Raw genomic sequence first — 14624 nt, 5'->3', positions numbered from 1 at the left:
TCAACCGGAGCGCGACGAACTTGCGTTTTGGCAAGGCGGGAATGCGTTCGCGTGGCCTCGCCAAGCCCGTCCGCTCGTGTTAGGCCGCAAATGCAACGCATCGTTTCATCTGGGGACTGCACATGGACGCGCTGGATCTGAGCCTCATGACGGCTTCGCTCGTCACGTTTTTCGTCGTGATCGACCCGATCGGCGTGGCGCCGATCTTCGCGAGCCTGACCGAAGGCTCCACCAACGCGCACCGGCGCGTGATGGCCATCAAATCCGTGCTGATTGCGACCGCTGTCCTGTTCGGCTTCGCCTATCTGGGGGAATGGCTGCTTGACGCCCTGCATGTCAGTCTCGACGCCTTCCGCGCTGCGGGCGGCGTGCTGCTGTTCATGCTGGCGCTCGACATGATCTTCGAGACGCGCTCCAAGCGTCGCGAGGAACGCGCCGAGGCCCTGAACGAAGCTGATGAGGAAATTCCCGGCACGCATGAGGACATTTCCGTCTTCCCCATGGCCATCCCGATGCTGGCCGGTCCCGGCGCGATCGCCTCGATCATGCTGTTCATGAACGAGGCTGAAGGTCTGGGCGGGCAATTGATGGTGTTCGTCGGCATGGGCGCGAACCTGCTGCTCTGCCTCGTGCTGTTCCTGGCCGTGGGCGCGATCATGAAACTGATCGGCGACACGCTGGCCGCCATGATCACGCGCATTCTGGGCGTCATCCTGGCGGCTCTGGCCGCCCAGTTCATCTTTGACGGCATTCAGGGCGCGCTTCTGGCGAGCTAGACGCGCGGCCCTTACCAAATATTAGCCGGATCGAGCCATACTCACGCCGTAATGGTGTGGGAGCGTCCGACCGTGTCGTTTCGTCTGATCATACTCGCCATGGCGGCTTTCATCGCCCTGGGCGGCCTGCTGGCCGGCGCGCTTAGCCTTATGGGCGGCGCGATCGATCAGGCCGTGGCCTTCACCTGGCCGGGGCTTGCGGGCGCTGTGGCGCTCGCCCTGATGGTCCCGGGACGCCCGGCGAAATAAACCGCCCTAGCCGCGATCCTTCCAGACAATCCGGTACAGATCAAAGCGACGGTCACGCAGATTGCGGACCGTGCCTGACCGGCGCGCCTGTACGAGATCATCAAGGTGCAGGTCCGCCACCGCGATCGTCTCCACATTCTCGCTGGTCTCAGCCGCGATGCCGTCGCGGGCGAAGGGGAAGTCGCACGGGGTCAGGATGGCGCTCTGGGCGTAGTTGATATCCATGTTCTCAACGCCGGGCAGATTGCCCACATTGCCCGCTGTGACCACATAGAGCTGGTTCTCGATGGCGCGCGCATGGGCGCAATAGCGCACCCGCAAATGCCCGCCCCGGTCATCGGTGGCGTAGGGGGCGAAGATGATCTTCGCGCCTTCATCGGCCAGACGACGGGCCAGTTCGGGGAATTCGGTGTCATAGCAGATCAGCACGCCCACCGGCCCGCAATCGGTGGGGATGGTGGCGACCGCGTCGCCGCCCTTGATGTTCCACCAATAGCGTTCATTCGGCGTGGGGTGGATCTTCTCCTGGGCATGAACGGAGCCGTCGCGCAGGAAGACATAGGCGACGTTCTGGATGTCGCCGTCATCGGTGCGCGTGGGGTGAGAGCCGCCCACAATGTTGATGTTGTAGCGCACCGCCAGCGTGCTCATCAGCTCGATGAAGCGCGGGGTGTGCCGCGACAGCGCCGCGATGCTCTCCTCAGGCGTCAGCTTGCGCTTTTCCAGCGCCAGCAGGGCCACGGTGAACATTTCGGGGAAGACGCAGAAATCGGCGCGATAATCCGAGCAGACCTCGACGAAGTATTCGACGTTGCGCTCGAATTCCTTGAGCGTCTCCATGGACCGCATCGCCATCTGGATCGCCGCCACGCGCACAGTGTTCGGCGTTGGCCGGTTTACCGGACCATTGCTCTCCACATACATGGGATTGCGCCAGACCATGCGGGCCGCCGCGCCGCCGGAGTCCTTGTCATCAGGCAGATAGCCCTTCAGAACGCCCGCCGGTTCATACCCCATGCGCATCTGGAAGTTCAGCACCGGATCGCGCAGCTCGTTGCTGACCACGGCGTCAAGATAATCCTGCGGCGTGGGATATTGCTTGCGCTTGCGACGGAAGCCCGCCATGCGGCCGCCAAAGACGACGCCCTTCAGCCCCCATTCCTCGCACAGGGCCTTTCGCGCATCATACAGGCGTTGACCAATGCGTAGGCGACGCCGGCTCGGATCCACGGCGACTTCCATGCCATAGACCCAGTCGCCATCGGGATCATGACGGGCCGCGAAGCCGCCGCCGGTAATGCTGGCCCAGGTGTGGCGGGAGAAGGCCGCCTCCTCATCGATGATGAAGCTGGCGCACCAGCCCACCAGATCGCCTTCATACTCGACGACGAACTGGCCATCGGGGAAGTTTGCGATCTGACCGCGGATCATCGCCGGAGTGTCGGGATCCCAGCCCGGATAGGCCCGCTCCTGCAGGTCCAGAATGGCGGGCACATCGGCCAGCGTGGCGGTCCGGACCAGAAGTTTTGCGGAGCGGCGGGTCTGGGTCATGCGAAGTCCTTCTGCGCATCACAGGCGACGCCGCGCCGGACATCATGTCCGGGCGGCGCTCTGTTAGGTTTCAGGACCGGCAAACGCCGGTCTTTCATCGCTAACGCGCAGAACGCGCACCCGGTTCCGCGTTGCGATCTAGAGATACAGCTCCGGACGACGATCGCGGAAAAAGCCCCAGGCGGCGCGGAAGGTGTCGAGCGCCTTGCGGTCAAACGTGGCGGTCAGCACCCCGGTCTCGGTCCGGCCCAGCTCGGCTTTCACCTCGCCCGTATTGTCGCAAATGAAGCTGGTCCCGTAGAAGACCTGACCGTCCTCATCGCCGATCCGGTTGGCGGCGCCAATCGGAATACAGTTGGAGACGGCGTGGCCCTGCATGGCCCGGCGCCAGGCGGCGGCGGTATCCATCTCCGGCGCTTGCGGCTCGGCGCCGATAGCGGTCGGGTAAAGCAACATTTCCGCGCCCAGAAGCGCCATGGAGCGGGCCGCCTCGGGGAACCACTGGTCCCAGCAAATGCCCACGCCCACCTTGCCGAACTTCGTGTCCCAGACCCGGAAGCCCGTATCGCCGGGGCGGAAATAATACTTCTCCTGATAGCCCGGGCCATCGGGGATATGGCTCTTGCGATAGACGCCCAGCGCCTTGCCGCCAGCGTCCACCATGACCATGGAGTTGTAGTAAAGCGGCCCTTCGCGTTCATAGATGGACACCGGAATGGCCACATCCAGTTCCTGCGCGAGTTTCTGCATGGCGATGACGCACGGATGCTCCATCGCCGGATAGGCGGTCGCGAACCAGTCCTCGACCTGGGTCTTGCAGAAATACGGGCCCTGGAACAGTTCGGGCGGCAGGATGACCTGAGCCCCCTGCCCGGCCGCTTCGCGCACCAGGTCTGAAATCGTCTTGATGTTGGCGTCCATATCGCCGCCCAGCGGCGCTTGCAGGACTCCCATGGTGAAGGTGTCAGTCATTATCTCATCCGAGCGATCGCATCGTCGACGAAGGCCCCAGGGCCGTCGCCGGTGCGCATATCCATAGCGGTCGGCCACAGCAGGCGCGGCAGGCCGAAGTCTGCATTCCACAACGCAACGAAGGCGAAACCGGTTTCAGGCTCCAGCACGACCTGCGAGCCATAACCGGCGAGCGCGCCGCCATGAACGATCAGCGTGCGCTCGCCCTGCCAGTCATAGATGCGCCAGCCCAAACCATAGGCGGTGTCCTCCACCCGGCCCAGGCGACGCAGATTGCGGGTTTCCCGCAGCGAGCGGGTTTGCGGGGTGTGCGCGCGTTCAATCGCGCCCGCCGGCAAACCGAACGCTTCGGGATCCATCTGGGCCTGAGCCCAGATGATCAGGTCATTGAGGCTTAGCGAGACGCCTGCCGCAGCCGGCAGGGTGTCATAATCCGTCGCCGCACCGCCTAAGCGCTGACGGCGTCCGAAATGTGGCGCCGCCCAGCTTTCCGCGCGCTCGAGGTTTTCAGCCCCGAAGCCAGCGCTCTGCATGCCAAGCGGATCAAACAGATAGGTCTGAACAGCGTCCTGATAGGTCTGGCCAGTGGCGTCTTCGATCAGATCGCGCACCACGTCGAACGCCACATTCTGATAGGTATAGCAATCGCCCATCGGACACATGAGCGGCACTTCGGTCAGGCGTGCGCGCACGGTGTGCGCATCCCGTCCCGCCTCGATCAGATTGTCATAGGCGTTCGGCGGCAGGCCGGTCTGATGGCTGGCGAGCTCGCGCCAAGTGGGCTGGCGTTCACCAGACAGATCGAGAATGCTCTCGGGCACACGCGCATCCAAGCTTACAAGACCCGCCTCATCCAGAAGGCCCATCATGGTTCCGGCAAAGGTCTTGGACACGGACGCAAGACGGAACACCGTGTCTGCGGTCACCGCCTCGCCTGAACCGCGTCGCGTCTCGCCAGAGGTGTAGATCGCCACCGGCTCGCCGTTTTCCAGGATCGCCGCCGCAAATCCCACCATCCGCTCATGCTGGGCGACATCAGCGACTTCGAGCTGGAACGCGTCGAGATAGTCGAGCGCTTCCTCCATGGCGCGCAGGGGCGCATCAGCGTCGGGCGAACGCGCAGAGGCGGATGTGTCCGCCAGAGCCAGGGACAGGACGCTGAGCGGAAGAGCGAGTGCGATCACGGTGTTATCAGCCTAATCAGGTTGGTTGTTGGTGACGCAATGGAATGCGCCGCCACCTGTCAGGATATGATTTGCGGGGCTCGCGACAACCTCGTGCTCAGGAAAAGCGTGGGAAAGTGCGCGCACAGCCTCATCGGCATGCCGGTTATAGGCCGGCATCACCACATGGCGCGGCCCGATGATCCAGTTCATGTGCGAGGCCGCCGCCGGACCGCCATCCTCGGCTTCCACAAAGCCAGGCGACGGAATCTCGATCACTTTCAGTGTCCGCCCCCTGGCGTCCTTCGCCTGTTTGAGCGCCCGCACCGTGCGGGCGTAGAGCGCCGTATTGGGATCGCCCAGCCCGGACGGACGCTGGGTCACCACAACGCCAGGCGCCGCAAAGCGCGCCACATTGTCGATATGCCCGTCGGTATGGTCGCCCGCCAGCCCGTCATCGAGCCAGATCACTTTCTCGACGCCGCAAGTGCGCTTGAGGTCGGCTTCGACCCGGGCTTCAGTCAGACGCGGATTGCGGTTGGGATTGAGCACCACGTCACGGGTGGTGATCACCGTGCCCTCGCCGTCAAACTCCAGCGCGCCGCCCTCGCAGATCCAGTCGAGCGTCTCGATCTCGGCGCCCGCGCGTCTTGCGATCACGGCGCCGATGCTCTCATCGCCCGGATACTCGTACTTGCCGCCCCAGCCATTGAAGCGGAAGCGTACGGCCTTCAGCCCCTGATCGGTCTTCACGAAGACCGGGCCCGTGTCGCGGGTCCAGACATCGCCATAGGTCGCACGCACATAGACAGCCTTCTCGCCCAGCGCCTGGCGGGCGCTGGCCTCGGCCTCGGCATTGGCGACATAAATCACCAGCTTCTGCGGCTTGCCGTCCGCGCCCGGCGCGGCGACGAGGCTCAGAAACTCGGTGAATTCCGTGCGCGCGCCATCCAGCGCCTCCGCCCAGTCCTCATGATAGGGCCAGGCGGTGTGGATGACGGTTTGGGGGGCGGTTTCGTGGGGTACGGTGCGTGTGGTCATGGCAACGCCCATATCACGCGCCGCACCCCGATTGTAGCGGATTTATCGGACGGGTCAGACTTCCACCGCGCCGGGCTGCCCCGCTTCGATGACATACTGTTTCTGGTTGCGCGGGGCATAGCCGTCGCGTCGCGCCACATCGCCCACAACGCGCAGATCCACCTCGGCCCGCTCACGGCTCAGACGGATCAGGCCATAGCCCTGCTCACGCGTGTCGAAATGCTTGATATGCGGGTTGTCGGGCAGGAAGGCCGCGGTGCTTTCATACCCGCCGCGATGGCTGGTGACCGCTGTGGTGACGAACTCGGACGCCACGGTGGCCGAGTTCATGTCGGCATAGTCCTGCTTCACATCGGTGACCCAGTAGCAGTGCGTGTCGCCGCCCAGGATGATCGGGTTGGCGTTCTCCTTGCGGGCCAGCGCATCGATCAGGCGCTGACGCGCCAGCGGATAGCCATCCCAGCCATCGGTCCAGACCATGGCTTCGCCGGTCTGGCCATTGGAGAAATTGAATGGCGAGAACAGGGTCGGCTGGACAATGAAGCTCCAGATGGCGCCCGATCCGGCGACTCCGCCCGCCAGCCAGCGCTCCTGGCTGTTGCCCAGATAGGTGCGGGCGGGATCGATCAGCTCTTCACAGCTTGCGGGCACGATATTGCCGCCGCGATCATATTCGGTGGGGCAGGCCATGGGCGTCTTGAACTGGCGACCATCGGTCATGTTCACTTCGGCCAGATCGCCAAAGACAGTCTGCCAGTAGATGCGCATACGGCCCGAAGCGCGCTCCAGCATGGAGCGACGGCGCAAGGGCATGTTTTCCCAATAGGCCTGATAGGCCGCGAGACGACGGGCCCGGAAATCCTCCGCCGAGACGAACGCCTGCTCGCTAATATCGCCCGCATAGTCATTGTCGACCTCATGGTCGTCCCAGGTCACCAGCCAGGGCGCAATGGCGGCGGCGGCCTGAAGGTCCGGGTCGAGGCGATAAAGCGCATGCACCATGCGATAATCGGTCAGCGTGTAAGGCTCGGGCACCACATGACGGCGCACCTGCGGGCCCCAGCTCGATTCATAGATGTAATCGCCGGTGTGAACGATCAGGTCCGGGCGCTCTTCGGCCATGTTGCGATAGGCGTGGAAGAAGCCCTGCTCGTAATGGGCGCACGAACACCAGGCGATCTTCATCGCGTCGACGCCCGAGCCATAGGCCGGGGCGGTCAGCGCACGGCCGACGGGGCTGGTCACCCCACCCGCATGAAAGCGGAAGAAATACTCGCGGCCCGCCGGCAGACCATAGATCTCGGCATGAACCGAATGGCCCCAATCGGGCAGCGCCCGCTCGACGCCCGTGCGCACGATGGTGGTGAACGCCTCGTCCTCGGAAAGCTCCCAGGCCACATCGACCGCTTCGGGGGCCATGCCGCCATCGGGATCAAGCGGGTTCGGCGCCAGGCGCGTCCACAGCACGAAACCGTCCGAGGTCGGTTCGCCGGACGCCACGCCCAGGCTGAACGGGTCATTGCGGAAGACCGGCGCCGAGGCTTCGGTGACCGGCATGGTGCAGCCCGCCGTCAGGGCGGCGGCGGCGCCGGAAGCGGCGGAGGTCAGGACGAAACGGCGCGTCCAGGCGGAGGCGAGAGTGCGGACCATGATGTTTCCCCATGCGGCAGGCGATCAGCAGTGAAGGCCTGCATAGCGTCTAGCCATCACAGTTTTGCGACGGGTCGCCGCCAGGCCGCGGCCGGTCAGTCATAAAAAGAAAAGGGCGGCCCCGGGGCCGCCCTCCTTGCTGGGATCAAAACGGTCGGCGAGACCTAGAACTCGTAGCGCACGCCGACGCGAATCTGCCAGATCGAGGCGTCGCCCACGACCGGGTCCTTCGTTTCCGGATTGAAGTTGGTGTAGACGAACTGGCTGTCATCGCCGCTCAGGCGAGAGTCCACGACGCTGACGCGGCGCGGGAAGCTCGCTTCACGCAGAATGCCCCATTCATCGTTCAGCAGGTTCGTGAAGTTGTCGATCACGAGGAACGCGCTGGTGCGATGCCCTTCCATCAGGCCCGGCAGCTCCTGCTCGAAGCGCAGGTCGACCTTGGTCCACCAACCGCCATTGAAGCCGTTGCGGGGCGCGAAACCGCCTGCGTATTCGCTCAGGCCTTCGGCATCGAGATAGTCGAAGAAGGCCTGGACATCGGTCAGGCCGCTCAGATCCACGTTCGGATCACTCACCCCGGTCGGCACATACAGCAGATAGTTGTCGCTATCGCTCAGGAATGGGTTGAAGCCCGACAGGTCGCCGCCGCCGCGGCTGGTCATGGTATAGCTGTACGGGCGGCCTTCAGAGGCCAGCGCGAACAGGCCGATGCTGGTGTAATAGTCCGGCACCAGCCAGTCGGTTTCATAGTTCAGCAGGAAGGTGAAGCGGTTCTCGATATTGTAGTTCGAGGTCGCAATGCCCGGATTGTTGGGATCCACGAAGGCCGGAGAGGTGTAGTTGGAGAACGCCACCGAGGACGTCATCGGGTTCACGTCTTCCGCATCGTTATAGGCATAGCCGAACACCCAATCGAGGCCGAAATCGTACTCACGGCTCACCGAGAAAGAGAGCGAGATGGATTCCGCTTCCAGATCGGTGTTGGTCAGCGTCAGCGTGTTCGGGCTGCGCGGGCTGGAGTATTGCGGGAACAGCCCGCCGACCGCCGGCGTGCTCGGCTCGAAATCGCCGCGAATGATCGTCGCGGCGTTATGGTCGCGGGTGTACAGGAAGTCCGCGTTCAGCACGTACTCGCCGCCCACGAACGGAGCCGCCAGATCCAGCAGATAGGTCGCGCCCAGAGAGGCTTTCCACTCGCCCGGAATCTCGAAGTTCGGATCAAGATTGTTCATCTCGAAGCCCGACACGGAGTCGGCGGCCGCGACAGCGTCAATGAGCTGGGACGGGACGGAATAGCCCGGTCCCTGGCCATCCGGATAGACGATGCCCGGGTCGAACAGCGAGGTGAAGCCGGCGCCATAGAACGCGTCTTCATCCGCGCCGAACTTCCGCACGAAGTCATTCTGGTAGTTGTTCGTCAGCCAGACATTCGGGTTGCCGCCCGAAAACAGGCCGAACCCGCCCCGCAAGGTCAGCTGATCGTTGACGTCCCACTGAACGCCGACCCGCGGCTGCAGCAGGCCCTCACCGTCCAGATTGTTGGCGTTCGTGTAGCCGTAGCTGGCCAGGAAGTCCGCATTCTCGGCCGGCAGGTCGTCGGAGGTGTACCAGTCATAGCGCAGCCCCGCGGTGATCACGATTCCGTTGAGAAGATCCCACTCGTCCTGAGCGTAGAGGGAATTGGTGGAATAGGCGAACTCGCCCGCGGCGTCGATCGGATCCAGCGACGGCGCATTCTCATAGTCGATTCCGCTCGGCGTGCCGTTGCGGAAATCGTCAATGCTGCTGAAGTCGAACTGGCCGATCGAGTGCTGGACGAACAGGTTGTAGACGTCGAAGGTCTCACGCTCGAACCCGAATGAGAGCGCGTGGTTGTTCCAGTCGTAATTGCCGCGAAGGATGACGGATTCTACCGTGTAGTTCAGGTCATTGGACTGACGGGAATCGTCCTCGCCGATATAGATGGTGTTGCCGCCCTCAAAGATGCGGAACTCGCCGAAACCGTCCTGACCCACCGAATTCTGACGATTGTCCAGATCGGTGTAGCTCAGGCGCACCTCGGTGGAGAAGTTGTCGGTCCACTGGGAGAACAGGGCGCCGGTGTAGGAGTGCAGCTCGGCGCCGCGCTCGTAGAGGTGATTGGAGAATTCGAACTCGTTCGCGTCGCCGTCGGATTCACTGATGTTGAAGCCGTCATTGTAGTTGTACGTGAACGTCGCCCGGTGATTGTTGTTGATCTCCCAGTCCAGCTTGACCAGCAGCTTCTCGTCCTCGTTCGGGAAGGAGGTCGGCAGCGTGCCGGGATCGTAATTGTACTGGTTGATCGCAATGTCGCGGATCTCGTCGAACATCGCCTGGGTGAAGCCGGACACTTCGTTCAGCGCGCCGGAGCCTTCCGGACCGCGATCAAAGGTGTTGGCGCCTTCCTGGTATTCATAGGCGACGAAGAAGAACAGCTTGTCGCGGAGAATCGGCCCGCTCAGATTGAAGCCCCAGCGCTCTTCCTCGAACTCTGCGAGCTCAACCGGATTGCCTTCCCGGCTGTCGCCGCGGAGATCGTCGCTGGTGAAATCGTAGAACAGACCGCCATGGAACTCATTCGTCCCGGACTTGGTCACTGCGTTGATGTTACAGGCCGAAAAGCCGCCGTAATAGACATCGTAGGGCGCCAGTTCGACCGCCACCTGTTCAATGGCGTCATAGGAGAAGGGCTGACGCTCGGTGGGGAAGCCATTGCGGTTCAGGCCGAAAGCATCGTTCAGACGCACGCCGTCCAAGGTCAGCGAATTGAAGCGCGAATTGGCGCCGGCGCACTGGATGCCGTCCACATCCGCTTCGTCCACATAGATGCGCGGATCGATCCGCACGACATCATTGAGCGTGCGGTTGATCGCGGGGGCGTTCTGCAGGGTTCCAAGGTCAAAGGTCGCGTTCGGGCCGATCGCGGTTTCCACCACATTGATGGCGGAACCGGTCACGACGATCACGTCTTCCGCGACAGCGCCCGATTCCAGGGTCAGTTCGAGATCGGTGCTTTCACCCAGATTGATGCTGACGCCTTCAACACGGGTCGGACGATAGCCCGGCGCAGTCACGGTCAGGCTGTAGGGGCCGCCGACGCGCAGATTGCTCGCGCGGACAAGGCCGTCGCTGCTGGACTGGACGACCGTCGCGGACCCTGTCGGTTCGTGAATGATTGTCACATTCGCGCTGACAACCGGCGCGCCGGACGGATCGGTGATCGTCGCCCGGATGGAGCCTGTGGTTTGCTGTGCGTGAACGGCGGCCACCGGAGCGAGCGCGGCCAGCGCCGCTACGGATGCGCTACGCGCGAAGTTTTTCAAAAGCGCCATTTTTGATGGTCCCCCTAGATCGACCTCAAACCCGCACAGGCCCGTCGCCTGCACTTACTTTTGGCCGCTTATTGGTCCCGGACGACCTTGGGGCGACAGTTTTGTGAAGCTTTTACGACATCCGGCAGGATGAATTTGTCTGCCCAGATACGATCTTTACGCGTTTTGTGACTGGATTCTGACAGGGGAGTCAGGACCTTGACGACGCCTAAAAACGGAGCGGCAAGAAAATTCGTTAACCATTCGCCCCGCCCTGAGCACGCGGAACCGCGGGCCGGGTTTTCAGCGAATGTGACTTTTCAGACACGTTTGAACCAACAAGAAGGGCGGCGGTCATATGACCGCCGCCCCACTCTGTGCAGCTCGATCCGTTGTGAGTCTTAGAACTCGTAACGGATACCGATGCGGGCTTTCCAGACCGAAGCCGAAGACGACGGACGGTCGGTGCTGCCGTTACCGGAGTTGAAGCGGTTGTAACGGTACACGCAGTCACCCGCGGTCAGGCAGGTGGTGCGCGGCGCGTCACCGGTCAGGGCGGCGGCGGCGTCGATGCCGTTCGCAGCCACATCGGCGGCGCTGACGAGGTCAGCGGAGACGATGGCGGCCTGGCCGTTGCTGATGCCGGAAGAGTAGGTGCCCCACTCGTCGTTGATCAGGTTCATGACGTTCTCGACGTCAAAGACCAGCTTCAGACGGTTGTCGCCAACCCAGCGATCGGCGCCCGGAATGCCCGGCAGATCCTGCTGGAAGCGGAAGTCCCAACGCTGGTTCCAACGCGAGGACAGGTTGTTGACCTCGGTGATCTGACCGCGGGCCAGACCTTGCTCGTCGATCAGGTCGTTGAAGCCGGCCAGGTCGAAGTTGGAGCCGTACACGACGCGGGCGTCGTTGGCGGTCGGGATGTACAGCGGCGAGTTGTCGTACGGGCTTTCACCATTGCCGGCGCGACCGAACAGGGCGTTCGAGGAGCTGACGTCAAAGGTGTAGGTGTACGGATCGCCAGAGGTGATCTGACCGAACAGGTCCACGCGGGTGGTCAGGTCACGGTAGAATTCACGCTCATAGCTGAAGGCCAGCTTGAAGGCATGCTCGACCTGATAGATCGAGGTGCGGGCTTCCGGGAAGTTCCGGTCCACAGCCAGCTGACCGCGCCAGGAGGAGATGCCGCGCGAGGAGGAGCCCTCGGTCAGCATTTCGACATCCTGGTGCGCATAGGAGGCGAAGAAGCCGAAGCCGTTGTCGAAGTCGTTTTGCAGCGACAGGGTGTAGACAAGGCTCTCACCGCCCGAACCGTTGGTCAGGATGGTGCGGTTGGACACGCCCAGATCATCCAGGTCGGCGTAGATGGTGCGGCCGTCCGGAGCAACGCCGGTCTGTGCGTAGGGCTGCTCGTTGGTCTGAGCGGCTTCACGCCACAGGAAGGTGGTCTGGCCTTCGGTGTACAGGACCTGAGCGGAGAACAGGTAACCGCTGCCCAGGTTGAAGCCGCCGAAGTCGAGATCGAATTCCTGGTCGATCCGCAGCGAGGCTTTCAGATCGTTCGGGATTTCGAAGTTCGGGTCGATGGCGTCGATGGCGAGCGCGGTGCCGTTGGCGACCTGATCCAGCAGCGGCTGCGGGACAGAGTTGCCGGTCACGCCCGTGAAGTTGCCAGAGGCGAACACGGCCGGAACCTGATAGGCGTTCGAGGTCCACACGGCGGGATCGCCGCCGGCGAAGATGCCCAGACCACCGGTGATGGTGGTGCGGTCAAACGGCTCGTAGCGGAAGCCGAGACGCGGCATCACGAGATCCAGACCATCGATGGTCGCGGTGTTGTCGAAGCCGACAGAGTTCGCGAAGGTCGGGTCGAAGGTCGGCTGGTCGGAGGTCTCGAGACGCTCGTAGCGCACGCCGCCGGTCAGCTCGAGATTGTCCAGGACCTGCCAGGTCGCCTGACCGAACGCGGTGTAACGGTCATAACCCCAGGCGGCGGCGCCGTCAGCGGAGTTGTTGGACGTCGCGTTGCGGTATTCCACGCGAGCGGTCTGGTTCAGGATGTCGTCCACATCGTTGAAGATGAAGCGACCGCGCGAACGCTCGACGAACACGTTGAACACGTCCAGCTGCTCGTATTCGCCGCCGACGGTGAACACGAAGTCGTTCCAGACATAGTCGGCCTGGCCGAACAGGGTCAGACGCTCGTCAGAGTATTCGTTGGCGTGACGGAAACGGTCACAGCCGCCGGTGAAGGTCTGCTCGGAGGAGTTCGTCAGCAGGCCGTCAAGGGCGGTGCCGGCGACATCAGCCGCGCTCAGGCGGAATTCCAGGGTGCCGACGCCGTCAGCCGCACGGCAGTTCTGGCCGCGCACGAAGTCGATGTGGCTGGCGCGCAGGGTGGTGGAAAGGTTCTCGTTCCAGTTGGAGAACAGTTCACCGGACCAGGATTCCAGGGAGGTCGGCGTGTCGTACCAGGCCGATTCGAAGTTGCGCGAACCGATGTTGGAGATGCCGGCGTCTTCGGTCTTCTGGTAGGAAACGCGCAGACGGTGGTCGTCGTTGATGTTCCAGTCAACGCGAGCGAAGTAACGCTCGGTTTCGGACGGCACGGCGGCCTGAGCCGGACGGCTCAGCATGTCGATGCCGTAGGTGTTCTGAACGAGCGAGTTCAGGGCGTCGAAGAACTGCGGGTTCACGCCGGAGTTGTTGTCAGACGCGGTGAAGTCGATCGCAGAGGCAGTTTCGAACTTGTCGTAGGACAGCGAGAAGAACAGCACGTCTTCGATGATCGGACCACGCAGGGTGATGCCGTATTCCTTCTCGTCGAACTCACCCGGGTTGTAGGTGCGCTCGCCGCCGAAGGATTCTTCGCCGTAATAGTCCTGGTCGCGATAGTAATAGAACGCGGAACCGTCGAACTCGTTGGTGCCGGCCTTGGTGGTGGCGATCACGCCGCCGCCGGTGAAGCCGCCGGTGGTGACGGAGTAATCGGACGCCACGAGCGACACGGACTCGAGGATGTCGATGTTGATCGGCGAACGGGCGGTCGCGAAGGTGTTCGAGCCCAGGCCGAACGCGTCCTGCTGACGGGCGCCGTCGATGGTCACGCCGTTGAAGCGCGGGTTCACGCCGGCCACGGAGAGGTTGTTCGGGCCGTTGGAGATCGCCAGCGGGTCACGCGCCAGGGTGGCGATGACGTCGCGGTTCAGGGACGGCTGGTTGGAGATGTCGCGGGCGGTGTAGTTGGAGCCCACGCCGTTGTTCAGGTCGGTCGCGTTGATCGCCTGGCCGGTGACGACGATTACGTCGGCGGCTTGCGGGTTCAGGGTCAGGCGCAGCGGCGCTTGCGGACCCGGACGCAGGTTCAGGTCCTCAAGGGCCTGACCGTCAAAGCCGGAAGCGGCGACGGTGATGGTGTAGGGACCGCCCACGCGCAGACCGGACGCGAAGAACGAACCGGTGTCGTTCGTGGTCGCGGTGCTGACCGTGCCGGACGGGGTGTGGATGATGGAGATGCGCGCGCCGGAAATCGGGTTGCCGGAGGCGTCGACGATGGAGCCGCGCAGCTGGGAGGACGTCTCTTGAGCGTAGACCGCAGTCGGAGCGGCGGCCAGCAGGGCGGCGGCAGCCGCACCGTAGGCCCAGGGATTGAACTTCGACATGTTTCTCTTTCGACCTTTACCGACGGGACACCCCCTGCGCCCCGCTTGGAATGCGGGCGATAACGGCCATACGTGACACTTCAGTGACAGTAATTCCTCGGTTTTTTATCCGTTTCGTCGCCAGAATCCCGAAATTGATCTGATTACGGATCATTACCTAAGCGGTACTAAATTGTTAGAAAAAGGGGATTTTCCGGTTCATGACGCGCCGCAGCAAAATAAGCG

9 protein-coding genes are annotated in these 14624 nt (G+C 63.0%); 2 read left to right on the top strand and 7 right to left on the bottom strand.

The genetic code is table 11. The features are described 5' to 3' along the window. Positions 1-122 precede the first annotated feature (122 nt). Positions 123-776 carry a MarC family protein gene (locus B2Z70_RS04925; protein WP_009802914.1) on the top strand — a complete coding sequence of 218 codons (654 nt, stop codon included), beginning with the start codon at positions 123-125 and terminating at the stop codon, positions 774-776. 72 nt (positions 777-848) lie between these two features. Beyond that, positions 849-1025, top strand: a complete 177-nt coding sequence (locus B2Z70_RS04920) for a hypothetical protein (RefSeq protein WP_156776245.1) — start codon at positions 849-851, stop codon at positions 1023-1025. Positions 1026-1031: 6 nt separating this feature from the next. Here the strand turns inward: B2Z70_RS04920 and B2Z70_RS04915 are convergent, their stop codons facing one another. From B2Z70_RS04915 to B2Z70_RS04885, 7 genes are all read right to left on the bottom strand, one after another. Next, positions 1032-2576, bottom strand: coding sequence for a bifunctional GNAT family N-acetyltransferase/carbon-nitrogen hydrolase family protein (locus B2Z70_RS04915; RefSeq protein WP_009802912.1), 1545 nt, complete (start codon positions 2574-2576; stop codon positions 1032-1034). Positions 2577-2714: 138 nt separating this feature from the next. Beyond that, the gene (gene aguB / locus B2Z70_RS04910) at positions 2715-3548 is read right to left on the bottom strand and encodes an N-carbamoylputrescine amidase (protein WP_292981691.1); all 834 of its coding nucleotides are present in this window, start codon (positions 3546-3548) and stop codon (positions 2715-2717) included. Then, complete coding sequence (locus B2Z70_RS04905; RefSeq protein WP_292981689.1) at positions 3548-4732, bottom strand: serine hydrolase domain-containing protein; 1185 nt, start codon at positions 4730-4732, stop codon at positions 3548-3550. The genes aguB and B2Z70_RS04905 overlap by 1 nt, the downstream gene beginning before the upstream one ends. A 12-nt stretch (positions 4733-4744) precedes the next feature. Next, entirely contained in the window at positions 4745-5752 is a 1008-nt protein-coding gene (locus tag B2Z70_RS04900; RefSeq protein ID WP_292981687.1) for an agmatine deiminase family protein, read from the bottom strand. A 54-nt stretch (positions 5753-5806) separates the two neighbouring features. After that, the gene (locus B2Z70_RS04895) at positions 5807-7402 is read right to left on the bottom strand and encodes an alkaline phosphatase D family protein (RefSeq protein WP_009802908.1); all 1596 of its coding nucleotides are present in this window, start codon (positions 7400-7402) and stop codon (positions 5807-5809) included. A gap of 164 nt (positions 7403-7566) precedes the next feature. Further along, positions 7567-10758, bottom strand: coding sequence for a TonB-dependent receptor (locus B2Z70_RS04890; RefSeq protein WP_009802907.1), 3192 nt, complete (start codon positions 10756-10758; stop codon positions 7567-7569). Positions 10759-11138: 380 nt separating this feature from the next. Continuing rightward, positions 11139-14399 carry a TonB-dependent receptor gene (locus B2Z70_RS04885; protein ID WP_292981684.1) on the bottom strand — a complete coding sequence of 1087 codons (3261 nt, stop codon included), beginning with the start codon at positions 14397-14399 and terminating at the stop codon, positions 11139-11141. Positions 14400-14624 lie beyond the last annotated feature (225 nt).

The sequence above is a fragment of the Oceanicaulis sp. UBA6590 genome, assembly GCF_002433705.1.
Taxonomy (GTDB): domain Bacteria; phylum Pseudomonadota; class Alphaproteobacteria; order Caulobacterales; family Maricaulaceae; genus Oceanicaulis.
Note: the sequence above shows the minus strand (reverse complement) of the source record. Positions and strands in the feature narration are given on the sequence as shown.